20 protein-coding genes are annotated in these 25,375 nt (G+C 43.6%); 7 read left to right on the top strand and 13 right to left on the bottom strand.

The genetic code is table 11. The features are described 5' to 3' along the window. Window positions 1-212 precede the first annotated feature (212 nt). Entirely contained in the window at window positions 213-1,187 is a 975-nt protein-coding gene (locus tag OCW38_RS21495; RefSeq protein ID WP_010432107.1) for an arginine deiminase-related protein, read from the top strand. Between the two features lie 139 nt (window positions 1,188-1,326). Here OCW38_RS21495 and OCW38_RS21490 read toward each other — a convergent pair whose 3' ends face one another. From OCW38_RS21490 to OCW38_RS21465, 6 genes are all read right to left on the bottom strand, one after another. After that, complete coding sequence (locus tag OCW38_RS21490) at window positions 1,327-1,956, bottom strand: esterase/lipase family protein (protein ID WP_261896081.1); 630 nt, start codon at window positions 1,954-1,956, stop codon at window positions 1,327-1,329. Between the two features lie 332 nt (window positions 1,957-2,288). Continuing rightward, window positions 2,289-2,864: a mechanosensitive ion channel family protein gene (locus OCW38_RS21485; RefSeq protein WP_010432101.1), complete on the bottom strand. Its 576-nt coding sequence runs from the start codon at window positions 2,862-2,864 to the stop codon at window positions 2,289-2,291. Beyond that, window positions 2,864-3,799: a CorA family divalent cation transporter gene (locus OCW38_RS21480; protein WP_016767101.1), complete on the bottom strand. Its 936-nt coding sequence runs from the start codon at window positions 3,797-3,799 to the stop codon at window positions 2,864-2,866. Before OCW38_RS21480 ends, OCW38_RS21485 begins: the two co-directional genes overlap by 1 nt. A 328-nt stretch (window positions 3,800-4,127) precedes the next feature. Beyond that, a complete protein-coding gene (locus OCW38_RS21475) occupies window positions 4,128-5,750 on the bottom strand; it encodes a phosphoethanolamine transferase (RefSeq protein WP_016767102.1) in 1,623 nt (540 codons plus the stop codon). A gap of 232 nt (window positions 5,751-5,982) precedes the next feature. Further along, window positions 5,983-6,552 (bottom strand): porin family protein, encoded by a 570-nt coding sequence (locus OCW38_RS21470; protein ID WP_016767103.1) that lies wholly within the window; start codon window positions 6,550-6,552, stop codon window positions 5,983-5,985. Between the two features lie 250 nt (window positions 6,553-6,802). Beyond that, the gene (locus OCW38_RS21465) at window positions 6,803-7,381 is read right to left on the bottom strand and encodes a porin family protein (protein WP_010432088.1); all 579 of its coding nucleotides are present in this window, start codon (window positions 7,379-7,381) and stop codon (window positions 6,803-6,805) included. A 350-nt stretch (window positions 7,382-7,731) separates the two neighbouring features. On the opposite strand from OCW38_RS21465, the gene OCW38_RS21460 reads away from it, so the two are divergent. Continuing rightward, the gene (locus tag OCW38_RS21460) at window positions 7,732-8,271 is read left to right on the top strand and encodes an isochorismatase family protein (protein WP_261896076.1); all 540 of its coding nucleotides are present in this window, start codon (window positions 7,732-7,734) and stop codon (window positions 8,269-8,271) included. A 53-nt stretch (window positions 8,272-8,324) separates the two neighbouring features. Continuing rightward, complete coding sequence (locus OCW38_RS21455; protein ID WP_016767105.1) at window positions 8,325-8,858, top strand: AAA family ATPase; 534 nt, start codon at window positions 8,325-8,327, stop codon at window positions 8,856-8,858. A 20-nt stretch (window positions 8,859-8,878) separates the two neighbouring features. On the opposite strand, the gene OCW38_RS21450 is transcribed toward OCW38_RS21455, so the two are convergent. Together OCW38_RS21450 and OCW38_RS21445 are read right to left on the bottom strand one after the other, a co-directional pair. Further along, window positions 8,879-9,043: a hypothetical protein gene (locus OCW38_RS21450; RefSeq protein ID WP_010432080.1), complete on the bottom strand. Its 165-nt coding sequence runs from the start codon at window positions 9,041-9,043 to the stop codon at window positions 8,879-8,881. Window positions 9,044-9,155: 112 nt separating this feature from the next. Next, the gene (locus tag OCW38_RS21445; protein ID WP_261896072.1) at window positions 9,156-11,219 is read right to left on the bottom strand and encodes an ATP-binding protein; all 2,064 of its coding nucleotides are present in this window, start codon (window positions 11,217-11,219) and stop codon (window positions 9,156-9,158) included. 208 nt (window positions 11,220-11,427) lie between these two features. Here OCW38_RS21445 and OCW38_RS21440 point away from each other — a divergent pair, with 208 nt between their 5' ends. From OCW38_RS21440 to lhgO, 4 genes are all read left to right on the top strand, one after another. Further along, window positions 11,428-12,771 carry a sigma-54-dependent transcriptional regulator gene (locus tag OCW38_RS21440; protein WP_010432074.1) on the top strand — a complete coding sequence of 448 codons (1,344 nt, stop codon included), beginning with the start codon at window positions 11,428-11,430 and terminating at the stop codon, window positions 12,769-12,771. Window positions 12,772-13,089: 318 nt separating this feature from the next. Next, a complete protein-coding gene (locus OCW38_RS21435; protein WP_010432072.1) occupies window positions 13,090-14,103 on the top strand; it encodes a TAXI family TRAP transporter solute-binding subunit in 1,014 nt (337 codons plus the stop codon). Between the two features lie 213 nt (window positions 14,104-14,316). Further along, on the top strand, window positions 14,317-16,494 hold the full coding sequence (locus OCW38_RS21430) for a TRAP transporter permease (RefSeq protein WP_016767107.1): 2,178 nt from the start codon (window positions 14,317-14,319) through the stop codon (window positions 16,492-16,494). A 25-nt stretch (window positions 16,495-16,519) separates the two neighbouring features. Further along, window positions 16,520-17,734, top strand: a complete 1,215-nt coding sequence (gene lhgO, locus OCW38_RS21425) for an L-2-hydroxyglutarate oxidase (protein ID WP_010432057.1) — start codon at window positions 16,520-16,522, stop codon at window positions 17,732-17,734. Window positions 17,735-17,905: 171 nt separating this feature from the next. Here the strand turns inward: lhgO and OCW38_RS21420 are convergent, their stop codons facing one another. The 5 genes from OCW38_RS21420 to OCW38_RS21400 form a co-directional block, all read right to left on the bottom strand. Continuing rightward, window positions 17,906-19,456 carry a M28 family metallopeptidase gene (locus OCW38_RS21420; protein WP_010432056.1) on the bottom strand — a complete coding sequence of 517 codons (1,551 nt, stop codon included), beginning with the start codon at window positions 19,454-19,456 and terminating at the stop codon, window positions 17,906-17,908. 143 nt (window positions 19,457-19,599) lie between these two features. Continuing rightward, window positions 19,600-21,969: a M4 family metallopeptidase gene (locus tag OCW38_RS21415; RefSeq protein ID WP_016767108.1), complete on the bottom strand. Its 2,370-nt coding sequence runs from the start codon at window positions 21,967-21,969 to the stop codon at window positions 19,600-19,602. A gap of 561 nt (window positions 21,970-22,530) precedes the next feature. Continuing rightward, window positions 22,531-22,806 carry a hypothetical protein gene (locus tag OCW38_RS21410; RefSeq protein WP_010432049.1) on the bottom strand — a complete coding sequence of 92 codons (276 nt, stop codon included), beginning with the start codon at window positions 22,804-22,806 and terminating at the stop codon, window positions 22,531-22,533. A 249-nt stretch (window positions 22,807-23,055) separates the two neighbouring features. Next, window positions 23,056-24,363 (bottom strand): sensor histidine kinase, encoded by a 1,308-nt coding sequence (locus tag OCW38_RS21405; protein WP_010432046.1) that lies wholly within the window; start codon window positions 24,361-24,363, stop codon window positions 23,056-23,058. 36 nt (window positions 24,364-24,399) lie between these two features. Beyond that, window positions 24,400-25,104 carry a response regulator gene (locus tag OCW38_RS21400; RefSeq protein ID WP_010432042.1) on the bottom strand — a complete coding sequence of 235 codons (705 nt, stop codon included), beginning with the start codon at window positions 25,102-25,104 and terminating at the stop codon, window positions 24,400-24,402. Window positions 25,105-25,375: the final 271 nt, after the last annotated feature.

The raw sequence follows: 25,375 nt of genomic DNA, 5'->3' as shown, positions 1-25,375 counted from the left end.
CGTTGGGATATTTATTCATCAGTTTCTCTAACTAATATGCAAACAGTTGGTTCTTTCTGATGTGCTGTTATCTTGCAGTAAAAATTGCGGAATAAACTGATTTTTGCAGTAATTGTTTGGGATAAATATTCAAATCATTATTGTTTTCAGTGAATCTTGTCGTAACAAGTTGTTTACAATTCTGAGGTAGATAAAAGATAGGGACGGTTGAGATGTTAAACCTACACAAAAAGTCACTTCACATTAGTAGTGTTCAAAACGCCAATTGCGTTGTTATGGTGCCACCAAAAGAGTTTCGTTTTAACGAAGAAACTGCGCGTGATAATGAGTTTCAGAACAGAGTGAATCTGACTGAAGCCGAGGTGAAGCTAGAAACGATGGCCGAATTTAAGGCTATGGTGGTTTCGTTGCGTAAAGAAGGTGTGCAAGTTGTAGAGTTTGATTACCCTGAATTGGGTGTAGAAACCCCTGATGCGGTTTTTCCCAATAACTGGTTTAGCACTTGCAGTGACGGTAGTTTATTCACCTTTCCTATGGCGTGTGAGAACCGCCAGCATGAAGTTAAGCCACATGCTCTTATTGAAGCGTTAGAAGCCTCTGGCCGCATTGTTAATCACAATGAGTCTCTAGAGTCGTATATTGACCAAGGTTCCTATCTAGAGAGCACTGGTGTGATGGTGATCGATCATATTAATAAGACGATCTATGCAGCGCTTTCTCAGCGTTGCGATCGTGAAGTATTAGAAGATTATGCGAAGCGTATTGGTTATTCGCGCGTAGTTTCCTTCCAAACGGCATTACCGTCTGGTCAGCCGATTTACCACACCAATGTGATGATGGCGATTGGTGATAACTTCTGCGTGATCTGTGATGAAGTGATTCCTGAATTTGAGCGTCGTTTTGTGGTGAAATCTCTTGCTAAAGACAAGCAGGTTGTCTCTATTTCAATTGACCAGATGAACCGATTCTGTGGCAATATTTTGCAACTCGAAACGGTGAATGGCGATAAGGTGATTGCAATGTCTCAATCTGCTTATGATGCATTCTCTCCAGCGCAGTTAGCCCAGCTTTCGACACACGGAAAACTGCTGCCATTCAATGTAAAAACGATTGAAGACATTGGTGGTGGTTCGGTTAGATGCATGTTGGGTGAAGTGTTTTTGCCAACACGAGTGAATCTTTTGTAGCTGGCTGCTTATTTCTAGTAATGAATCTTTTAATACCACTCTATCTGTAGAGTGGTATTTTTGTTTTAGAAGGGAGTGTATTTAGTTTTTGGCTTTTAGCTATAAAAACCTAGAACCCAAGAAAGCGAAAAACAGCTAATCAGGCAGCTTTGAAAGCTCGGTGCTCTATGAACTGGGCAGAGAGAGTGACCACTTCTTTCGAATATACGAGCGCTGTGTGGTTGAGCTTGAGAGCACAGGTGTCTGTAGCGCCTCTTAGGTTCGCATCTTCGAGTGTGACCGTGCCATCGCCTGGATTCTTGCCTAACACAATTCTTCCTACACCAGCGTCGTAGGTGCCAGTGATCACACCTATCGGCACGTCGATATCATAGTCACCTAAGCCATCACTTAAGATCATTTTGCTCGAACCAAATATAAACCCGAGGCCATGATTAGACAGTGTTTTAGCGATGGTTGCCCCATTGTGAGGTGTACCTGCGGTAATAATGCAGGTGTCTGCAAAGTTGGGTTGGTAGAATTTAAAGTAGTGGCGAATCAGTAAGCCACCGAGTGAATGGCCAAAGAAGTAGACTTCATCATGCTCATCAAACCGCGCATTTATAAAGCGATTAAGGCGCTTTGCAGCAGAAGGAAAACGCAGAGAGTTGTAGGCGAACTTGTGCGTTGTAAAGCCACGTTTTTTGAAGTTCCTATCCAGATATTGCATGATCAACGCAGGCATATATAGACCATGAATTAAAACTATATGTTTGTTTTTATGATTCATTTTTATCCTCCGTATGATGGTGTCTCCAGTATATTTAGTCGCAAATCTAAACTCAATAAAACTTGCAGCTAATGGGACACAAAAGACAGAGGTGTACGTTATAGACAGAGTGCTCGTTATAGATAAAGAGTGGTTACTCCGATCTCACTCCACCATAAACATCAATGGTTAAGCCACCGTTTAGCGTAAGTATCGGGTGCCAGACTTTTTACCTTATTGAAGCTTCTCTCTAATGTTTTTTATTAGCAAGTCACTTGTCACTAAACTCTGCAATCGGTTTTGAACTAAGCACTGTTAATACCTTACGGGTCGGTTCGTTGAGTCTATAAATCTTACGATTTTGAATTTTCAGCTTTGATGAGTTTTGTATCGACAGTTTCACTCTTTAACTCAGGCTCAACTAGTACCTTTATCACGCCTTTTTGTAGGATCAGGTTATTAGGGTAGGTGATGATGTTGCCCGAACTGTGTCGAAGAATAACGTGGAACATGGTGATATCGATGATCACGCCACTGATATCTTCGTCTTTCTCTGCGACTCTTACTCTGTCGCCAATGCGATAAGGGAAGACGAAAAATATTAGTACGCTGGCTGTGAGGTTACTTAGAATCGACCATTGCGCGAATAAAGCGACACCCAGCACCGCAAATATGGATGACAAGAACAGCGAAATATCACCAAAACCCAAGTTAAGAACAATCGTAAATACAGCGATGAAGAGCAGAAACAGTAAGATATTGAAACACTTAATCACGAACTGCTTTCGCTTCAATTCGACGCGCTTATTTTCCGCTAATGTTTCTATCCAATTTTTCCCCAAGCGTTTTATCACCCAATACACAGTGATAAGAAGTAAACCTAAACCCACTTGTTTAAGCCACATATTGGATTGCAAAAACTCAACCATTAAATAAACCTTAATTTTTTCAAAATAACGACTTCAATCGCAACGACCATCAACAGTCCAATACAAAACAGCGGGAATGCCACAGGGTTGTCTGTTCCTGGGATTCCAGCAATATTGACGCCCAATAAACCGGTGAAAAATCCGGCAGGGAGGAAAATACCCGCAATGATAGAAAATAGGTATGTATTTCTATTCATTTTTTCAGCTTGTTGCTGACTTTTACTCGCCAAAAACACATTAATCTGGTCGATATAGAACTCAACGGATTCGTTAATCCTCAAAATGGTATCAAGACTGTTTTTGATATGACTGTTGTGCTTACTCAGCGGGGCTGGTAAGTCATTCATTAAATCCTCGAAAACGTATTTCTGTGGCTTCAAATAGCGTCTTAGTCTGAGTAGCCTAGAATGCAGAGCATTGATGGACTTAATATCGTGATGAGATTCAGACTCTAGCTCATCAATCAGTTGTTCAACGGGAGTCAAGAAGCTTGATATGTAATGGTTGATTCCTCGGATCATGCCTAGTAATACATCAGGTAACGATGTCGGGCCTTGGCTTTGTTTGAGATCAGATATTAGGTTGCTAACCGCTTTTGAAGGGACCTTGCGTGTCGATATTAAAGTGCCTTTGTACCATAAGATACGTAGGCTAAGCATGTCGTCAGGGTTGGCACCTTCGTTTAGATTAATGCCTCGCAGAATCATTAAAAAGCAGTCGTGCCCAAATTGTTCAAATCGAGGACGAGTGTCATCGGTAAGTAGTGAATCGATGATGGCGTTTGGAACCGTATTACTGTGGAGCCATTCTCTCAAACCGTCAGCATCTCTTTGGCAATGATACCAAGTTGATTGCTCGAATTGGGCTGGGCTGGTGGTGTGCTCATGTGCCACACCTTCTGAAAATTGCCAGCTTGAAATTATGAAAGCGTCCATTCGCTGTCCTTAATGATATGACGAAACCATCGATATTAGAGCACGATTTAAGTGCCTATATTAGCTCTATTTTCTTAGAGAACGAGAGCCGAGATAACAAGTGCTGGTAGAACGTTTGGTTAGAGAAGTTACTCTTATGAGTTCTCGGATTTATAAGTACCGTTCCCTAATAAATGTAGCTCATTGTTTCGTCGTTATAAATTAGCACTCTGGTCCCATGTTAGCGACGAAAAAAAAGAAAAGACCGAGGTCTTTTCTTTTGAGAGAGAGTTGAGGAGAGCTTGCTCAGGCAACTCGAGTTTTCCGATGGTTTACATGAGCAAAAGCGCTAACGACACGGTGCGAAGATATCTTGTTCCTCTCTATACTCTTTGGTTTGTACATCCATCAGGCCAAGCAATGAATCGAACAAATTGTCGTGAGAAAAGCTCTGTTCCTTTCCTTCTTTACGCAAGCAAGTGTCACTGAGCCCTTTCTCTGTAGCAAAGTCATCAGACATCCATAGAATCATCGGAACATGGGTTTGTTCTTTCGGTGCTAATGAATAAGGCATGCCGTGTAAGTAGACGCCATTTTCTCCCAATGACTCTCCATGATCGGAAATGTACATCAGCGCGACATTGTACTTATCGGTGAGTTTTTCTAGCTTCTTAATAGCCTGTGAGAGAAAGAAATCTGTGTACAAAATAGTGTTGTCGTAGCTGTTGACGACTTGCTCTTTGGTACAGTTTTCGATGTCAGAACGTGGACAATCTGGCATAAATTTCCTATGTTCTTCAGGATAACGCTCATAGTAAGTTGGGCCGTGAGAACCGGAAATATGATAGAAAATGATACTATCTTGCTTAAGATCTTGGGTATCTTGCTCAAAGCTCTCTAACATCGCTGTGTCGTAACACACATCGTTGTTACATAGCGGGTCGCTGTCTTTGGCGACGAGAGTCATCTCTTTGATTCGGTGCGCAACGGCTTTGTCTCCACCATCATGTTCTCTCCAAATAGAGTGAATCCCTGCGCGGTTCATGATGTCGACTACGTTGTCTTGGTTGTAGGCTTTGTCGCGATCATAGTTGCTGCGATTCATGTTAGAAAACATACACGGAACAGAAACTGCAGTGGCCGTTCCACACGACTGAACATCAGAGAAAAATATCGGATTGTAGGGCTTGGTATGAGCATTGGTTTCTTTCTCATAGCCATAATATTGATAGTTGTATACACGTGCTGTTTCACCAAGAACAAACACCAATAAGGTTGGTTTTTCTGCTTGTTTAGTTTCTGGTTTTAGCTGTGCGTCTAAGCCTATTTCTTGGTACGGGATTGGCTCTTTGATATAAGTATTATTGATGTACTTAACGGTTGATGCCACGTACTCCGTTGGAATGATCATCTTCTTGAGATGAGAATTATTTCGGCCAATCGATACGTAATCTTTGTAAAATAGCCCTGCAATAATGGCAATGACGATTAACGAACTCAATAATCCTATCGATTTCCAAATAGCAAAATCTTTCCAAGACTCTCTTTCAAGGTTCGTCAATAAAAGTACTAGTGATGGTATACCACCCATCAAAACAAACCAGAAAATAGAATATAGGCTTAAATAACTGGCGGCTTCTCCACTGTTGGTTTCAAAAACGTTTTCTATCATTCCATAGTCAACAAAAATGCCATAGCTGAACATGCTGTAGCTGACCAGAGAGGAAGTAAGCAGTAACAAGATGAAAAAGGCCTTGGCGAATATCGGCCAGTTAAAAACTTGAAAGATAAAGTTGAATGCAGCGAGAAAGAAGAAGGGAATTGAGATTATGAACCCAATACTTTCCGCTTTTGAGGCACTAAGAATATTGAATAACTCGCGCGAGATCGGCAGGTTGATGACAAGTAAATAATACAATGCCAAAACGAAAGGGAGTTTGTTTATCGACATATTTAAGCGCGGTAGATTCATTGTCTTGTTTTCCTGCGTCTCTTGTCCCTTTATTTTAGTCTCGCTACCAAGAAAGCTCTAATATCAATGCATAAAGCTCAGGAAGTGATGGAGAGCGATAAACCGGCTAAAGTGAAATGACGCGATAGGGCGTGTAGAAACAAAAAATTCACTTTACTGAGTGACCTTCATGACAAGGTGGAACAGCAAAGTGAATTAGTATATTTAGCTTATTCTATGTAATTCAATCACATTAGAAGTTGTATGAACCACCGAAGCTAATGCTGTTGAAGGCAAGTGTTTTGTCTTCTTTCTTAAAGCCGTAGTCGTTCTCAACACTCACCGCATCTGCTTGTGAAATTAGGCGAAGTGTTAGGTGTTCGATTGGCGTGTATTCAACACCGACACCAAAGTGGAAACCAGTACCACTGTCGTCATCATAACCAGCACTCTGGTTTGCATTTAGGTCAACAGAACTTAAACCAGCCAATACGAATGGACGGATAGTATTGTCGAACGTGTAACCGATGTTTGCAGATGCTGAAATAGATGTTGGCGACAGTTTTGCTGCCCCCTTTTTGTAGTCTGCGTAATCGTTGTAGCCAAGCTCAACACCAATGATGCGATTGAATTGGTAACCGCCGTATAGGTTGTAGCCCATGCCATTTGAATCTAAATTACCTTGACCATCTGTATCAGAATCTTGGTAGATACTAAGTCCGCCACCAATGTAAGCACCGCCGTCAGTTCCTGCTGCTAAAGCTGGAAGAGAAACTGCGCCAATTAAACCTAGTGCTAATGCTGATTTCGCTATCTTGTTCATCTTTGTTACTCACTCTGTCATGTCTTCAAATGTGATTGTCAGTCACTATCGATTGTTAATCGTTTTTAGTTTGTGGCCTCTAGACCGTTGTTGACAATTATCCCTGAGTTTTTTACTCATTACTGTATGGCTTTGTAAGTTGAATCGTTACATAGAAACAAAAATTCACTTTACTGTGCTGTCTTATTACAGGGCAGAGCAGCAAAGTGAATTTTGGTTATTTACTTACTATGTAATCACTGGGAGCACATCAGAAGTTGTATGAACCACCGAAGCTAACACTATTGAACGCAAGTGTGTGATCATCACTTTTGAATGAGCCGTTACTTCCGAAGGAATAGTTGTCTTCCACATTTACCGCATCCGCTTGAGAAATCAGGCGAAGTGTTAAGTGCTCAATTGGTGTGTATTCAACACCGACACCAAAGTGGAAGCCAGTGCCACTGTCGTCATCATAGTTTGCTGCGCTATTTGCATGAAGGTCGACCGAGCTTAAACCTGCAAGTACAAATGGACGAATGGTGTTGTCGAACGTATAACCGAGGTTAGCTGATACAGAAATAGACGTTGGTGAAAGTTTGTCTGTGCTGTTCTTGTAGTCTGCATAATCGTTGTAGCCAAGTTCCACGCCAACGATACGGTTGAATTGATAACCGCCGTATAGGTTGTAGCCCATTCCGTCTGAATCTAGGCTTGGCGCACCGTCTGTGTCTGAGCCTTGATAGACACTAAGCCCACCACCGAGATAGGCACCTCCATCAGTGCCTGCTGCTAAAGTTGGAAGTGAAACTAAACCAATTAAACCGAGTGCTAATGCTGATTTTTTCATGATAATACCTTGTTTACTTATCCTGTGATGGAAGTCACGGTATCGCTGATTTTTGATCTGTAAAACCCTCAGAAATGAAACCTATCTTCTCATTCATCGTGCGATTATATGCGGCTCTAGAGTTTTCAATAGTTAACGAGATTTTGCGCGGTTATATTGTATATAAATAAAATTCATATATTGACAAATGGTTAAATTTGCTAAATAAAACGATGTTTTTAATTTTTCCTTGATTGGCTTTTTATACTAAACTATTGAAATAAAAATATTTTTTAATGGCTCGCTAGCGCTGTAGGTGATTTTTTTTGATAAACCCAAGCGTTTGATTCATCCATAACAAGGAAAAAGTAATGCTAATCAAAGAAAAGACAGGCTTGGTTGTTGTGGATGTTCAAGGCAAGTTAGCGTACCTCGTCGATGAGAGCGATACGCTAATTTCTAACTGTAGAAAGTTGATTAAGGGCGTGCAGGTTTTGGGGCTGCCAATTGTTTTCTTGGAGCAGAATTCTGAGAAGTTAGGTGCTACGGTCGACGAACTTAATGACCTATTGAGTGATGCTAAGCCGATACAAAAATTTACGTTCAACACGTGTAACGAGCCCAAGTTTGTTGAGGCAGTGCAAGCCAAAGATGTGGATACGTGGTTGGTTTGTGGTATTGAAGCTCACATTTGTGTCTATCAAACCGCAGTGGGTTTGTTGGAACTTGGGTTCAAGGTTCAAGTGGTTAGTGATTGTATTAGCTCGCGAACCGCACTCAACAAGGGGCTGGCAATCCGTCGACTAACCGATGCTGGTATCCAAATCACAGGATTGGAAATGAGCTTATACGAGCTAGTGAAAGATTGTCGTGCACCAGAATTTAAGTTCATTCTATCCTTAATTCGTTAACTTGGGTTTCGTTTAGGTTCGATTCGTTAACTTTCCATTTTGAAGAGGTTTATTTGAACAATCTAATCGTATTTACCGGAGGGCCGGGATCTGGAAAAACCTCAGTCATCGATGCTTTGAAAAGTCTGGGCTATCGCTGCGCACCAGAAGTTGGACGTAAAGTGATTCAGCAACAAGTCGAGCAACAAGGTAGAGCCTTGCCGTGGTTAGATAAAGTGGCTTTTCGTGACGAAATGGTGCGAGAGGAGTTAGCGAATTACCAAGCGTTTGAGGAAAGTGAGCAACTCGTTTTCTTTGATAGAAGCATCGTAGATTCATACGGTTACAGCTTGTTAGAAACGTTGCCTATTTCAGAGTCTTTGATGAATAACTGTAATGAACTGGAATACAACAGCAAGGTATTTATCTTCCCGCCATGGGATTCGATTTTCATCAATGACCAAGAGCGCAAGCAAGATTTTGATGAAGCGATCGCCACCTATGAAAAGATGGTGACAGCCTATAATCAGTTTGGTTATCAGCTGGTGGAAGTGCCTAAGCTATCTGTTGAGGTACGAGTCGAGTTTATCTTAGCCTCGGTTGGTTAGATTAATCGAAACAGTCGGTGTTACGGCTCTTGAGAGGCGATTGTCGAACCGCCACCTATACCGACAGCAATGATTTGTCTGGTGCTATGCAGCCAGCTGGCTGCGGTTTCAACGTCTTGCCCTTTGAACAGAGTGCGGTTGATGTCTAGGTTCTTGCTTGATTGTTTCGTTGATACTTTAGTCACTGTTTGCTCAACCGGTTCATGCGTCAGACACGAATACCTACCAAGATGTACTCTCTTAATAAGCTAAAATATATACGAGTCAATTATCGTAATTTTTGAGTCATATTAGTAACTACTCACTATCACTATTCTGTAGCGTTAACGTGAATGTCACGCCTTGGTCTGGGTTGTTCTTCGCTATCAAGGTACCTTGCATATCCCGAACATTGTTTGCTGTTATAGCCAGCCCGAGTCCTAAGCCTTCGCCCATCTTTTTTTTGGTATGGAAGGGTTCGAAAATGGTTTCGAGTTGGTCTTCTGATACGCCGCAACCATTATCTTGCACTTTGATGATCACGCGTTGTTGATCGGTATGTGCGCTGATAACAATGGTCGCGGGTGTTTGATTTTGAGTGGCGTCTATTGCGTTTCGAATCAGGTTTCCAAGAACTTGGCTTAGCCTGGCTTCTTCACCCATCACCATAGAAATATTGGAGGCGATTCGTACTCGAATATCGACGTTTTCGAGATCGGCTTGGTGAATGCGTAGGGTTTCTTGCAGTGCGTCTGTCAGTGACACTGGGTATGGTTTTTCAAGTCTTTTAAAGGCGAATGACTTCAATTGGCTGGTCATGTTTGCCATTCGGTCGATAAGACTCATCACGAGATCCATGTTCGCTTTCAACATCTTGGTCTCGCCTCGTTCCATCAGTAATTGATTACTTGAAAGCAGAGTTTTTAGTCCTGTCAGTGGCTGGTTAAGTTCATGAGTGATCGCACTCGACATCCGCCCTAGTGCGGCAAGTTTGCTTGATTCAACCAGTTCTTGTTGTGCGTCTTTCAGGTCTTGTGTTCGCTCTTCTACACGTAGTTGAAGCGTTTTATTAGCATTTTGCACTGCAATTTCTGCTTTTTTACGCTTACTAATATCGATCACGGTACACAGATAATAAGTGGTCGCATGCCAAGGAAAGGCACTTATAGAGAACAGTACCGGAAAGTAGCTACCATCGCTGCGCCTTGCCATAGTTTCGACGCTGGTTATTTCGGCCAGTTCTTGGTGTTGCTCTAGGTTCTGAAGCAATTGCAAGGTGGTTGAATTTGGATTGCCTGCCTCAAATAACTGCCAAGCTTTGATGTTACTGATCATTGAATCGGATAGTGAGAAGTAGTTCTTGGCCATGAGATTAATATCATGGATATGACCATGTTTGTCGATCAGCACTAGCCCAACGTGCGTTTTATTGATCATCCCAGACAGACGCTTTTCCGACTCTTCGATGAGTTTTTGTATTCGTAAATTGCTGAGCTTTTTCTGACGTCTTTGATAAAGAATAACCAGCAATAACAGAATGAACAGACAACCTACTGCGACGCTCCAACTTATCCAACTTGTGGTTTGGTTTAGGCTGGTTAACGGCGTTAGGTAGGTTAAGCGCCAATTCAGGTCGTCTAACTTTATGGATTGAATAAGGTAATCTTTATCTTTCAGTCGCCATACGCGAATGTGGGTTTGGTCATATAGCTCACGCTTTGTAGCGAGCGGTTGTGAAGTGAAATTTTCATTGAACCAATCTGCATTCAATCGGTGATCACTCGATAGAAAAAACTGATCGCGAGGGTTTTGAAACAAGATGGCTTCACCATCGGCAAACCATTGGTCGATCAGTAATGATAAATCAATTTGTACTGCAACAATGCCTACCACATCGGATGCTCGATAAACGGGTGCAGCAATAAAATAATCGGGTGTGACGCCTTTATTTTTGGTTACTAGGGAGATCGCACCGCCTTGCTGGTGGATCTTAGCGACAATAGTGCTGGCGCTTTTTTTACTGAGTTTGTTCCTTTCTACGCTAGAAACAAGCAAATCACCGTTTGCAGAGAGTAGATACCATCCTTTGGTGTTAGCCGCTTTGTCTAACTGAATCAGCTGTTTTTTAATGTGTTTTTGGAGGCGAATGTCACCATCGATAAAACGCACGCTGGTTTCATCGTTAGTCACGAGATAAGGCAAATAGTAAAAACGTTTGAGCGTGCGTCTTGCTTCGGCAATGTATCCAAGGAAGCGCTGTTCTGCGTAACGCTGAGCTTGTTCTAGCTTCCATTGGCTTATGCCACTTTTGGTAGTTACCTGAACTAAACCAATCAATAAACAGGCAAACAGGAACAACCAATATCGATTTTTGTTAACCATTCTTGATTAAATCCTTTTTAAATTATTGAGTTGAAAAGCTGCGTTTTATTACCACATGGAAGGTTGAATCTGGAACAAATTGAAGCTAGCAAACATTATAAAACTGTTAAAGGAGTGTTATTCAAAGTGGGAGCTAGCTCCTTTTAGTCTGCGGCTTTTTTACATACCGTGGTCGATATTATTTAGGTGTAAGCGATGGGAAGAGATCATGCAACGTATTGCTTTGATTGAAGATGATGCAATTGTGCGTCAAGCAACCAGCCAATGGTTGCAGTTGGCAGGCTTCGATGTCACCGCATTTGAGGTTGGACAAGACGCGTTAGATGCGGTCGTGGAAGGTGATTTTCAGACCATCATTAGCGATGTGCGCTTACCTGATATTGATGGTGTTGAACTGTTAAGTCGCTTTAAAGATTTGGTGCCAGAAGTACCTGTTATCTTGATCACCGGACATGGTGATGTCGATATGGCCGTTAAGGCATTACAGCAAGGCGCGTATGATTTTATAGAAAAGCCGTTCGATCCAGAGCGTTTGTCTCAAACGGTATCGGAAGCGGTAGATAAACATCAAAGTGGTCAAGATAGGATAAATCGTCAAAGCTATTTGGATAACCTGAAGGGCATTGAACAAGTTCTGATTGGCCGCAGCAGAGTGATGTGTGCATTACGAGAACAAATACAAAAGGTCGCTTCAATTGATACCAACGTGATCATTTATGGTGAAACTGGCTGTGGGAAAGAGCTCGTTGCCTCTTGTTTACATAAATTTAGTCAGCGTAAACCTCATCCTTTTGTACCACTAAACTGTGGTGCGATTCCAGAGAATCTATTTGAAAGCGAGCTGTTTGGTCATGAAGCCGGGGCATTTACTGGTGCTGCTAAACGACGCATTGGTAAGCTTGAATTTGCCGACAAAGGTACGGTCTTTCTTGACGAAATAGAAAGTATGCCGTTGTCGATGCAAGTAAAAGTGCTACGTACTTTACAAGACAATGTTGTTGAACGTGTCGGTGGTAATCAACAGCAACATGTTGATTTAAGAATAGTTTCAGCTTCGAAATGCGACCTTTTAAATCATCCTGACTTTCGCCAAGATCTTTTCTATCGTTTGAACGTTGCTCAACTGCATTTACCTCCCCTTAGTGAACGAGAAGACGATGCTCTTATCCTTTTTGAACACTTCACTCAAGAAGCGAACAGCGAAACCCGAGCGGCCAGTGAAGCCGATCGCTATGCCTTGTTGTCGTATGCATGGCCGGGCAATGTGCGTGAACTGCGTAATGTTGCGATTCGTTTTGCGCTGGATGAAAGCCTGACCGTTGGTGATATTTTGGCGTGTCGTCCTAATTCTGTCACAGAGTCCACAACGGCAGGCATCCCGTTGGCGGTTCAAGTGCAGAGCTTTGAACGGAAAGTGATTCATGATGCGCTAGTGCGTTATCAGGGACGCATCAATGATGTTATGCAAGACTTGGATTTACCTCGTCGAACATTGAACCAAAAGATGGTGCGTTATGGGTTGAATCGAAGTGACTACGTCGATTCTCAATGATCGGTTTGACAGTCGTGTTTATTGGATATTGATGAGCAATAAATGGCTCATCGTATATTTATCACTTTACAAACATTGATCACATAAATATAACATGATGTGACCTGGCCACCTTTAAGGGGATGTTAACTGCGGCTTTGGATAAGCAAAAAATAGCTTACTCATTAGTAGTGAAATAAGCAGAAAATGGCTTACTTTAGGTGGCTTTTAAAATAAATCATAATAAAAACAGTAGTTTAAAAATTGGCATTGTGCTTGCTATCTAGTGATTGTTGTTAACAAAAATATAACGTGAATAACCCTACATGGAGAGTAACAATGAAATACAACAAGCTAGTTAAAACTTTAGCGATAGCAATGGCTTCTCTTGGCCTTATCAGTAATGCGTCAGCTGAAGAAGATCGCAGCTATATTTTAGCGACGGCCTCAACGGGTGGTACTTACTATCCGGTAGGTGTGGCCTTAGCGACATTGAGTAAAGTTAAGCTTGCGCCTAAGCAGCACTTTTCTTTAGCGGCTATCAGCTCTGCGGGCTCGGGTGAGAACGTAAAGTTGTTGAATGAGAACGAAGCTCAGTTCGCCATTCTACAAGGTTTGTATGGTGCTTGGGCTTGGCAGGGTTTGGGGCCATATGAGAAATCTGGCAGACAAACTCAACTGCGTTCAGTTTCCATGTTATGGCAAAACGTAGAACACTTTATTGTGCGTTCAGATCTAGCAAAAACAGGTACAGTAAGCGATCTAGAGAACCTAAACGGTAAGAAATTCTCTATCGGTAAGAAGAACTCTGGGACTGAAAACTCAGGTCGTCAAATCATGCAAGGCCTATCCGTGGACCCAGAACAATTTAAACTCGCCTTTATGGGTTACGGTGGCAGTGCGAGCGCATTACAAAATGGCACAATTGATGGTATGAACACGCCTGCTGGTGTTCCTGTTGGTGCGGTGACGCAAGCCTTTGCAGCACTGGGTGAAGATATTCAAATCTTGTCGTTTACCGATGCACAAATCAAACAAGCGAATGGTGATTACAATATTTGGACCAAGTATGAGATCCCAGCAAACACTTATCCAGGTGTCGATAAACCAATTACTACGATTGCCCAACCTAACTTCCTAGCGGTTCGTGAAGACATTTCTGAAGAAGATGTGTATCAACTGACCAAAGCTATCTATGAAAACCTACCTTTCCTACAAGGTATCCACAAAGCAACCAAAGCAATGGCACTTGAGAAAGGGATCGCAGGCCTTCCTGTTCCGCTTCACCCAGGTGCTGCTCGTTACTATAAAGAAGTGGGTATAGAAATCCCTTCTGAGTTGATCGTCGACTAACCCTTTGTCTTCGATTAGCCATTTATCTTTAACTCGCTATTTGGCGTGAACGGAATATTCGCGTTAATTAATTGCTTGGTGCGTTTTCATCTGTTTCGGCTACTTTGTTTGATTTGACCGTCTCCGGCTCGTTCGATTATTTGAAGTGAAAACGCACCACCTTACTTTATGGATTTTCTCTGCGCGTTTGGCTGTGGAGAGCAGGAGTTTTCTATGAGCGATTCGCTGCAGCAGGAACTGAAAAAATTCGAATTGCCTACCCGAACAGATTTCCCTTGGGTAGGCAAAGCAATAACGACAATGGGAGTGATACTCTCCCTCCTACATATTTGGTTTAATACCTTATCTACCTTGCCAGAGCTTTGGATTTCGGCGACGCATTTCGCTGGTTTCGCAATCATTTGCGCACTTTGGTATCCCGCCCATGTCTCGCTTAAAAAAAGCAAAATAGCATTAGCTATCGATATTGGGATTGCCTTGGCTGCTTTAGCTTGCCTTATCTACATTCCCTTTGCCGAAGATGCGTTGTATGACCGAGGCGTAAAATTTATCGCCAGTGATTGGTTTTTCTCTATCTTGGCGATTGCCATCGTCATTGAGCTGATTAGACGCACTATGGGCTGGTTCATTCCAGTGCTTATCTTAGTGTGCTTAAGTTATGTAGTGCTTTGGGGACAATGGACCAGCGGTATTTTTCATTTTCCGGGTTTAAGCCTTGAGACGTTACTTTATCGAAGCTTTTACTCATCAGAAGGGATGTTTGGTTCGATCTCAAGAATCAGTTGGACCTTCGTGTTCATGTTCATCTTATTTGGCGCATTTTTAGTTCGATCTGGTGTCGGCGACTACATTATTGATGTATCCCGTGCCGCGGCGGGCAAAGTGATTGGTGGCCCTGGTTTCATTGCCGTTATTGGCTCCGGCTTGATGGGCTCTGTCTCCGGGTCGAGCGTAGCAAACACAGTATCGACGGGCGTGATCAGTATTCCCTTGATGCAAAAGGCAGGTTTCCCTTCGCGTTTCGCGGCAGGTGTTGAAGCGGCTGCATCCACTGGCGGGCAGTTGATGCCACCTGTGATGGGGGCGGGCGCGTTCATCATGGCCTCTTACACGCAGATCCCTTATGTCGATATTATTGCGGTTTCCTTTGTTCCTGCGCTTATCTACTTTTTGTCAGTGGCCTTTTTCGTGCGTATTGAAGCGAAGCGTAGTGGTGTACAAAAGGTGACCTCTGGCTGTGAACCTTTGTTAAAGGTATTGCTATCGGGCTGGCACAACCTGATCCCATTGGCCGTGTTAGTGACTTTGCTCGTTCAAGGCTTTACGCCGACTTACGCTGCGGGTATTTCGATTCTTTCTGTGGTGGTGGCATCATGGTTCTCTAAAAATCACAAAATGGGACCGAAAGCGATCATTGAAGCTTTGTCTCAAGGCGCAAAAAACATGGCGACAACGGCTGTGTTACTAGTTGGTATTGGTCTAGTTGTTAATGTCATTAGCACTACGGGAATTGGTAACACCTTCTCTTTGATGATCAACAGCTGGGCGAATGGCGAGTTACTGGTGATGATTGCGTTGATCGCACTGGCGTCTTTGATTCTGGGTATGGGGTTACCAGTAACGGCGGCTTATATTGTGTTGGGAACATTGTCTGCTCCTGCCTTGTATAAATTGATTGCTGAAAGTCAACTGCTCGACTTGTTGGTGTCAGGGCAGCTTCCTGAGCAAGCTAAAGCCATCTTTATGTTGGCTGCGCCAGATAAGCTTGATCTATTGAACGCACCGATGGCGTTGGAAACGGCGAAAGAGATGATTGCGTTAGTTCCTGCTGATTTTGTGGAAACTCTGCTTGAACAGAGCCTTGGCTTAGAAGCTATCAGCCTTGCACTGCTTTCGGCTCACTTAATTATTTTCTGGTTATCGCAAGACAGCAACGTGACTCCGCCTGTTTGTTTAACTGCATTTGCGGCTGCAACCATTGCTAAAACACCCCCGATGAGAACGGGCTTAATGGCATGGAAGATCGCCAAAGGCTTGTATTTAGTACCATTGTTGATTGCCTACACTAACTTGGTAAGTTGGGATGTGGCCTCCGTGTTAGTCACGGGTGGCTTTGCTGTTATTGGTACTTACGCGTTTATCGCGGCGATTGAAGGTTATTTAGAGAGCGAAGTTAATATTATTACTCGAGTAGTGTTGGTTGCGATAGGTGTAGCTCTAGTATGGCCTGATGTTTCAGTCGTGATCCGTTTGGTATGTGTTGCCATTTTTGTTGGTATCTTCATCTACAGCGGTCGTAAATACGATGCAAATCAAGTGAAAAAGGAATCAGAAAGTGAGGAAAAAAAGTTACCTCAAACCGGATCTAACACTGTCGCGTCTTCCCTATAATTAAAGGATTGAATGTAGGAATATTATGAACTCAACATACGACTATATTATCGTTGGTGGTGGCATTGTTGGTGTGTCGACGGCATGGCAATTACAGCAAGCTCACCCTGATCAAAGTATCCTTTTAGTCGAAAAGGAGCGTGGCTTCGCGCAGCACCAAACTGGCCATAACAGTGGTGTGATTCACGCTGGCGTTTACTACGCTCCAGGCAGTTTAAAGGCGGATTTCTGTAGGCGTGGCGTCGAGCGAACTATCGCCTTTTGCAGCCAACACGATATCCCTGTCGAAAACTGCGGTAAGTTGTTGGTCGCAACCAATGAGCAGGAAGTCGAGCGCATGAATGCGCTCTATCAACGTTGTTATGATAACGACATTGATGTCGATTTGTTGGACCAAGCGCAACTGAAACTTGCCGAGCCTAACATCACGGGCTTGGGCGCGATTTATGTCAAAACCACCAGTATCGTCGACTACAAAAAAGTGACCGAAGTAATGGCTCAAGAGTTTGTTGAGGCGGGTGGCAAGCTCAGCCTAGGCACAGAAGTGATCATGGCGGATGAACTGGAAGATGAAGTACAGTTAACGTGCAAAGTAGATGGTCAAACTCTACAACTGAACAGCCGATTCTTGATCACTTGTTCTGGTTTGATGGCCGACAGAATGACTAGCATGCTTGGCATTGAAACCGACTTTCAAATCGTGCCTTATCGTGGTGAGTATTATCAGTTGGACGCGAAACACAACCAGGTGGTGAATCACCTTATCTATCCGATCCCTGACCCAGAACTGCCTTTCTTGGGGGTGCACTTAACACGTATGATTGATGGTTCCGTAACAGTAGGGCCAAATGCAGTTCAAGGTTGGAAGAGAGAAGGCTATGGCAAGCTGAACTTTAGTTTTAAGGACACTTGGCAGATGTTGAGATTTGCGGGCTTTTGGAAAGTGACTGCGAATAATCTGAAAACCGGTTTGGTCGAGCTTAAGAACTCGTGGTGGAAGCCGGGCTATCTAAAATTGGTCAACAAATATTGCCCGAGCATTACGGTGTCAGATTTCAAACCTTACCCAGCAGGCATACGCGCTCAAGCGGTGCTCAAAGATGGTACCTTGGTTCATGATTTCCTGTTTGCCGAAAGCCCAAGAAGCCTGCATGTGTGTAATGCGCCATCGCCAGCAGCGACCTCTGCAATGCCGATTGGTGAATACATTTGTGGCAAGGTGATCAAAAAAACGTCTTAACTGTGAATTAAACTAATGGCTTGTTTGTTCGAACAGGGCTGTTCATAGCAAGTGAAGAGCGTAGATGATAAAAAATCCGCCAGCTCCATTCTATTTAGGATCGAACTTGCGGATTTTTGGTTTTAGCCGTGTTTGCTCGGGTTAGTGGTTAGCAAGCAACTAAACTTAAAGCTAATCAGGAACAAAGTTAGCGACGATGGTGACATCGTTAAAGTTACGGTAGCCGCGCACCATGATGTTGAATTCACCCGCTGGCTTGTTCAATACACACTGCTCGTTGCTACTGTTCTGGTATGGGCGGCAATCGTAGCTTGTTTTCGATACTGTACCATTGTGTTTCACATATAAATCCGCATCACCACTACGAGAGCCTGTTAATGTCACCGTTAACTGACCTGCACTTTCCGTTGTAAATGTGAAGAACTGCTCTTCACCATATCCTGCAGTAAGCCCTTCAACAGGCACGTCATTTTGCAGCTCTTTAGAGCCTGCAACGGGCGAATCAAGGCTGGTTTCGACAAGGTAAGCAATGGCCAGTTTGGCGAACTTGGTCGCATGTGTCGCTGTTGGATCGGAGTTCTCAAGCGTGTCGTGCTGAGTATGAATGTTTGGGTTGTAATCATTGAACATGCTCTCGAATGGCATGGCGGCTGGGTAGCCAACATTGTGCCAAGAGGCGTGGTCAGAACAGGCATAGCCACAATCATCGAAACCGTAACTGATGTTGCTGGCATAGGTGTCGATCAGCTCGCTTAAGTAGGTGGTTAAGTTACTGTCGGTATAGTCTGTGATGAAGGTGATATCGTGCGCCGAACCGTTGTAGTTGGTCATGTCTAATTGCAACACCGACACAACGTTTGCTTGTTCGTCTCTTAATGCATTGGCGACATCTTGTGAACCACGTAGCCCTACTTCTTCTGCAGCATAACCATAGAACTTAATGGTTTTGTCTGGCTGAATGCCACTGGCGATCATCAGGCGAAGCGACTCTGTTACCGTTGCAATACCAGACGCATCATCATCGGCTCCCGGTGAGATGGTGCCTTCGCTTGTCCAAGATCCAACGGTCGAATCAAGGTGTCCACCAACCACGACGATCTCTTCAGGATATTTAGCACCAAGCAGTGTCACTTCAACGGATTTCTGTGGGTATTCGGCATGCGTGATCTGGCGTGCAGACGCATACGGCACATCCTTAATTTCTGTTTCCCAACGCTCTAAAAGCCAATCTGAAGCAGCAACACCAGTAGAAGTAGTATAAAAACGGTTGGTGAAGTTGGTTAGATTTTCAATGGTCGTGACCATGTTGTTCGGCTCGATCTGAGCGAGTAGGTCGTTCACTGTGTCTTGATGGCTGATTACCGGCTTTTCGAAGGTGCTCATTGTTAGTGGCATCGCTGCGGCTTTGAGTGCGCTTGCTTTGTCTTCGTGTACCATGTAGCCACCACAACGGTGGGTTTCTTCGTGCATGTGGCTGGATAGTTTAGCGAGCTCTTTCTGGTTGATTTTCGCGACGATGGAATGCTTGTTTCCCGTCACGCTTGGGTAAACTGTTGCGCCATGTTGAGTCATTATATGCTGTGCGTCAGCATCGGTGGTGATCCAAACTTCTTCGTTCGCTGGTGGTGTGATTCCTAGGGATGCGTAAGCCGAAGTACTGTTGATTAAGGCTAGAGAGCCTCCGAGTACAGCTAAAGCTAGCATGCTTTTTTGAATAGCCATTTGTCGTCCTTTTTATGGTGAGTATTGTTATCTTGATGGGTGTGATTTTTGTGTAATGCGTGGATGTTTTTGTGTAGATGTTTCATGCGCTAAACAGACAATAGAGAAAAGGGCCCCTTGCGGAGCCCTGAATTTGCTATCGATTACTGTGCTTTAATGAAACGGTAGTGCTTGGTTTCTGAACAGATATCGCTTGAGGTACACACTTGGTACTCCACATCTACTGTGCCGTTGTGACGGAACTTGTCTACGTATGAGTTGAAGTCTGTCGCACCAACATTCTTGCCGTTACGCTTAATCACGAAGTAGTCGTTGGTGTCGTAATCCCACGCCAGCTTAACGCGAGCCTTGCCGTTCGGATTTTTGTTACCAAACTTCAGTTTTAGTGGGAAGCCTTCCGCTGAATCACCTTCAATCGTGATCGACTTGCTTGTTGATGTCGCAACACCTGCATCGTCAGTCACTGTTAGGGTAACCACGTAGTCGCCAGCTTCAGCATAGGTATAACGAGTCACTTCACCTGTTTGCGTGTTGCCATCGCCTAGATTCCATTGGTAAGAGACGATCTGACCATCGCTGTCCGAACTTGTGCTGCGCAGCTCTACTTCTTTACCTACAATGGTGTGTTCGAAGGAAGAAACTGGCGGTACGTTAGCGTTGCCTGATTCGTACGATGCTTTTAGGTTTGCACCTGCGTAATCTGAGTAGCCTAGAATGTTTACTGTGTAGCGACCTGAGGTTGGGTTCTCAATCACACACACTTCGTCAGTCACGCTTTCACTCTTACAGATGTTGTCTTGCGGGCTTGGTGCGTAATCTAGGCCGACATACATATCTGGGTCACCCGTAGACACAGCAAGATCAATCGTTAGCTTGTCTTGGCCTTCTGGTACTTCGATATCGAAGTAAGTTTTTGAGCCTGTTTCACCAGCAACTGCCGCTTCAACACCATTTTCAAGACGTCGATATTCAGGTTCTGGCGGAAGTGGTGGCTCGCCACAAGGGGATACGCCCACTAAGTTGAACGCAGAAACCACGTCATCGGCACTGTAGCCAAGATCGGTTGCTGAGTTCTTCACGCCACAAGCGCCCTGCCAGAAATCACTGTTTTCAGACCAGTAGATTTGGTTGGCTAACACGAACAGTTCGAACGCTTTTTTAGTATCCCAGCCTTGCGTGGTTGCAAGGTGGTAGAACGCTTTGTTGAACACACCTGAGCTGTAGTGCACGTTCAAGCCATCGTAGTATTCAGATGCGTTGTTGATTGAAGAGCCATCGCGTGATGGATCGTCCATGTAACGCAGAGCGCCTTCGCCTTTGAAGATATTGCGGCCGACCATCCAGTCGTTGGTGCCCTTCATGTAGTATTCAGCCGCTTCACCAGCCATGTCAGAGAAAGCCTCGTTCATGCCGCCCGATTGGTTTGCGTAGATCAAACCTGAGTTTTGCTCAGTGAAACCGTGGCTCACTTCGTGGGCGGATACATCTAGGCTAACAAGCGGGTAGAAGAAGCTTTCACCATCGCCAAAGGTCATTGCCTTGCCGTCCCAAAATGCATTCTCGTAGTTTTCACCGTAGTGAACACGCATCATGAGTTTGAAAGAGAGTGGTGCGGTGTCGAACCAGTTTTTATACATGTCGAACACAATGTTACCGAAGTAGTGTGCGTCGTTCAGTGGCGAGAATGCGCCGTTCACAGACTTGTATTCGTTACGAGGACATTCATAGCTGTAAACGGTGTCGCCGTCTGTCGCGCCATTTAGGTTAACAGTGACAACATTTTCCGACTCCATAACACACTCTGTGCCATTTTCTTGGACATCAAGGTAGTGGTAGTCGGTACCGTACTCGTACATGCCTGTTTTTTCGTTACCACCTGGGCCTGTGCCGATCTGAGCGTGTGCAATACCTTCCCAGCGGTCGATGACTTCGCCGGTGTGCGCGTCTAGCATGGTGAATGGTCGAGTCGGGTGCTCACTGCCTTCGACAAGGTAAGAGACAACGTATACAAGGCGTGTTTTGTCCGCACCTTGTGTGCCTATGCTTTGTGTCGATTTGCCCTGATAAATAAACAGATCGTGTTGGACATTGTCTAGAGATTTGCTGGTTAAGCCTTGAGTCTTAAGATCTTTACTCGCCAGTTCAATCGCTTGAGCGCTGTTGATGGAGGGTTTAACAAAAGAACGCTCTAGGGTTGTTGTTTTAAGGTAGCGTCCTTGAACGGATTTCAGCGCACCACCTTGAACACTTTGGGTAGCATTTAGATAGTGCCCCCATACTGGCGTTCCCCATATGTTTTGCTGGATCTTAACTTTGTAGATGCCACGCTTTTTCAGGTTCACTTCTTTAACCATCTTGAAGCTAGATGCATTACTTACACCTAACTGGGTGTTCAACCCCGAAAAGTTAGTAAAGTTGATCGGTTGATCAATCTGAACCGATTCATTTGCATGCACTGACAAAGACATAGCACTGGCTATAGCAACGGCAACTAAACGCTTTCTTATTTTCATTGTTATTTTCTCTTTCCATGTAAAATCCATGAAAACGTAACAAAATTATCACAAATAATTTACATCATTCGATCTGATTAATTAGTAGCATGGCAATGATCTCTTTTATTCATGAAACTTATATTTCTCGTATTTACAGATAGTTATCGTTTCTGTTTATTTTTGAACGCACTCACAGGTTTTATTTATAAAATCATGACACTTTTATTAAGTGTTAATTTTTCAAGAGAATTAAGTTTTTTGCGAAAATTGAACTGTGCCGCAATTTACGTGCGATGGGTTGATAGAAGGATCAACGATTTGGGGAGTTCAGTTTGAACGAAAGACTATTAAGCCGAATTTAAAGGAAATTTTGATAAGGAATTGACGACTTTTGGTCTTATTTTCTGAATTGTTAGTTACAAGAGAGTTAGCCAAGTGGAGCTTTATCTAGCACAGAGCACAAAATAAGTGGTATGAAAAAGCCAGCGACGGATAGTCACTGGCTTAGATTGTTTCAGCTTTCTAAAGCTAGCGTTTAAAGGTACGCAAGCTTTAGCAAGTTGCTGTTTTTTTTGGGAATTATTGCTTTTTACCGCCCACTTGAACGTAGTCGATGCCGATAATACGGTTGATGATACCCATAACAGAGCTTGTATCAGAGTTTGTTGAGCGAATTGTTTCAACCGTTGCACCTTCTGGCACTAATTCCATTGCACGATCTTGAGTGTTACCAGGAACTTGGAAACCCACAATATTGAAGCTTTCAGCGTGTGCAGTGTAAACTTCATCGTTGTGACTAATACCTGAACAACCTGCTAGAGAGATAACGCCTAAAACACACAATAACTTTTTCATAAAAATACCTTAAGAATGATTGGGAATTTAGATAGTAAGCCCATGGCTTCAACTGCTAACAAAGTGCGAGTTAACGAGTAACGGTTTACTTTGCTACTACTTAGCAGTGCTGTAATGACAAGCCATAAACGACAGTGTCATGATTATCTAGACTCAATAAGTTCATTGGGAGACAGCATCTCCCGACCGATGTTGAACATTATTCCAGAGGTGTTTTGTAGTTACTGTATGGGTTTGTCAGCTGAATCGTTACATAGCCGAATTATTACATATCTGAATGGTAATGGTGAATACGGCTCCCTTTAAAGTTTGGCTCTGGCCAACCTCCACGGTTGCGTTATGTTGAGCACAGATCTTATCGACGATAGAAAGCCCCAAACCATGGCCGCTCTTGGCTTTGTTACGCGCTTTGTCGCCAACGTAAAAAGGTTCAAACAGGCGAGCTTGGTGTTCTTGTGCCACGCCATCACCATCGTCATGTACCGCAATCTGTAGTTGATCTTGATGCACGCTAGCCTCAATCGACACCTGTGAACGCGCAAACTTCATTGCGTTACGTACTAGGTTATCTAAGGCTCGGTTAAGCAGCGTTTCATCTGCTAGTATCGAGCTAGGTTGTTCTGGCAGTGATAAGCTGATGTTGAGTTCTGTATCTTTGTTCCAGCGTGTCATCGCATGTTCAAGAAAGTCTCTTATCTCTAATGGCTGTTGTAGGTTTTCGAGGCCAATGCTATCAAGTTTGGCGTAGCACAACAGTTCGTCGACCATCTTTTCCATCTCTTCTGTGTCTTCGACGATACTTTCAACGGTGTGTTGTTGCGATTCATTGAGCGGCGTGTCTTTGAGCATTTCAGCTTGCCACTGTATACGAAATATTGGCGTGCGTAGCTCGTGAGCAACGGCATTAGTAAGTGAGCGGTTACTCTCAATTAAGCGATGAATACGGTCAGCCATTAGGTTGAAGGATTTATTGAGTGAGCCAATGGCTATGCCGCTTGAAGTCTCTGCTCGTGAAGAGAGATCCCCTTCCGCAAAGCGTAGGGTGGCGTATTCAAGTTTTTTGACCCGTCGGAAAATAATAACTAGGTGGCATAAGCCGTATAAGATAAAGCTTGCTAGGAAAAACAACCAAATGAGATCATCTTCAAGCTCGATTTTTTGCCGAACGAACGCTTCATTATCAGGTAAGTAATGGTAGGTATTATCACTGCCTGTGAGGCGAAACCATAGATCTCGTTCATCATCGTGAAAGATAAAGGTATTCGGGTTAGTACTGAAGAACTCTGAAACGGGGGTTGGTATTTCATCTTTTGGACTGAACATGACCAGTTTATTTCGTGTGGTTTCGACAAACTGATTTATCGCTTGTTGAGCTGCTTCAAGACCTTGATTTTTAGCGATGTTTTCTATCAGTTGTTGGTGGGCCGTCGCTTCGTAATCTTCCATTACATATTCGTAGTCGGTATTGAGCTGGTAGACAGAAATTTCGTAGGCAACAAGGCCGGTCATAAAGCAAACTAACAGCCCAAGCAGGGACTCCAAATAGATACGTCGCATAATCGCTCTCTTTCATTACGCTCGTATTGAGCGAGGTTAATGCCAGGCGGTCGAAACAAATAAGTAACCTTTCCCGCGAATGGTCTGAATTTTCTCTGCTGGTGTGTGATCGTCACCGAGTATCTTTCTTAGACGCACAACCTTGTTATCAATTGTCCTATCGATCCCGTCATACTCAATCCCGCGCAGTGTTTGGGTTAAATAGTCCCGTGATAACGGCGTATCTGGGTTGCTTGCCAACAACCAAAGTAGATCAAACTCGCTGTCTGTGAGTGACAAAACAGCACCTGCAAGTTCACACTTCTTGTATGTATTTTTCAGTACGAGTTGATCAAATTGAAGGTTATCAGAGTCATCAATTGAATGAGCCACCGTTTCTTGACGGCGTAATAGTGAACGGACCCTTGCCAGCAAAACTCTTGGTTTGATTGGCTTGGTGACATAGTCATCAGCCCCTGTCTCTAAACCAGCGACATGATCAAAGTCGTCATCGCTAGCGGTGAGCATCAAGATTTTACCTTTATAGTGCGTACGCGTCTGTCGGCAGATTGTCAGCCCATCGGTTACAGGAAGCATTAAATCCAGCAATACGATGTCAGGTTGTTCGGCAAGAATGGTTTGCGCGGCATTACTGCCATCGTCCAGAACCAATACATCAAAATCTTGCGCGACAAAGTAGTCTTGCAACATTTTCTGAAGTTTCAAATCGTCTTCCACGATGATCATTTTAGGTTTTGTCATTCCATTCCCAGCCTTATCGTGTGTTTAGCTTATACGAGATTACGTGAGTGAACCTTGTTTAGTAATTAATCGCTATTGCATATTGAGTCTAATTGCTTCGCGAAAAATACCTGAGATGAATGATTAAACACTTTTTAAGCTAGTTCAATGCTGATATGAAATTAATAGGAAAATAAAAAACAATGTTCAAAAAGAACATACATACTCTTACATTCTCAAGACAGATAGTTCGGGGGCTAAATAATAGAATTTCCCTATCAAATATTTTGGG

This window comes from Vibrio cyclitrophicus (genome assembly GCF_024347435.1).
Taxonomy (GTDB): domain Bacteria; phylum Pseudomonadota; class Gammaproteobacteria; order Enterobacterales; family Vibrionaceae; genus Vibrio; species Vibrio cyclitrophicus.
The sequence above is the reverse complement of the archived record's forward strand: the minus strand, read 5'-3'. Positions and strand labels throughout refer to the sequence as shown.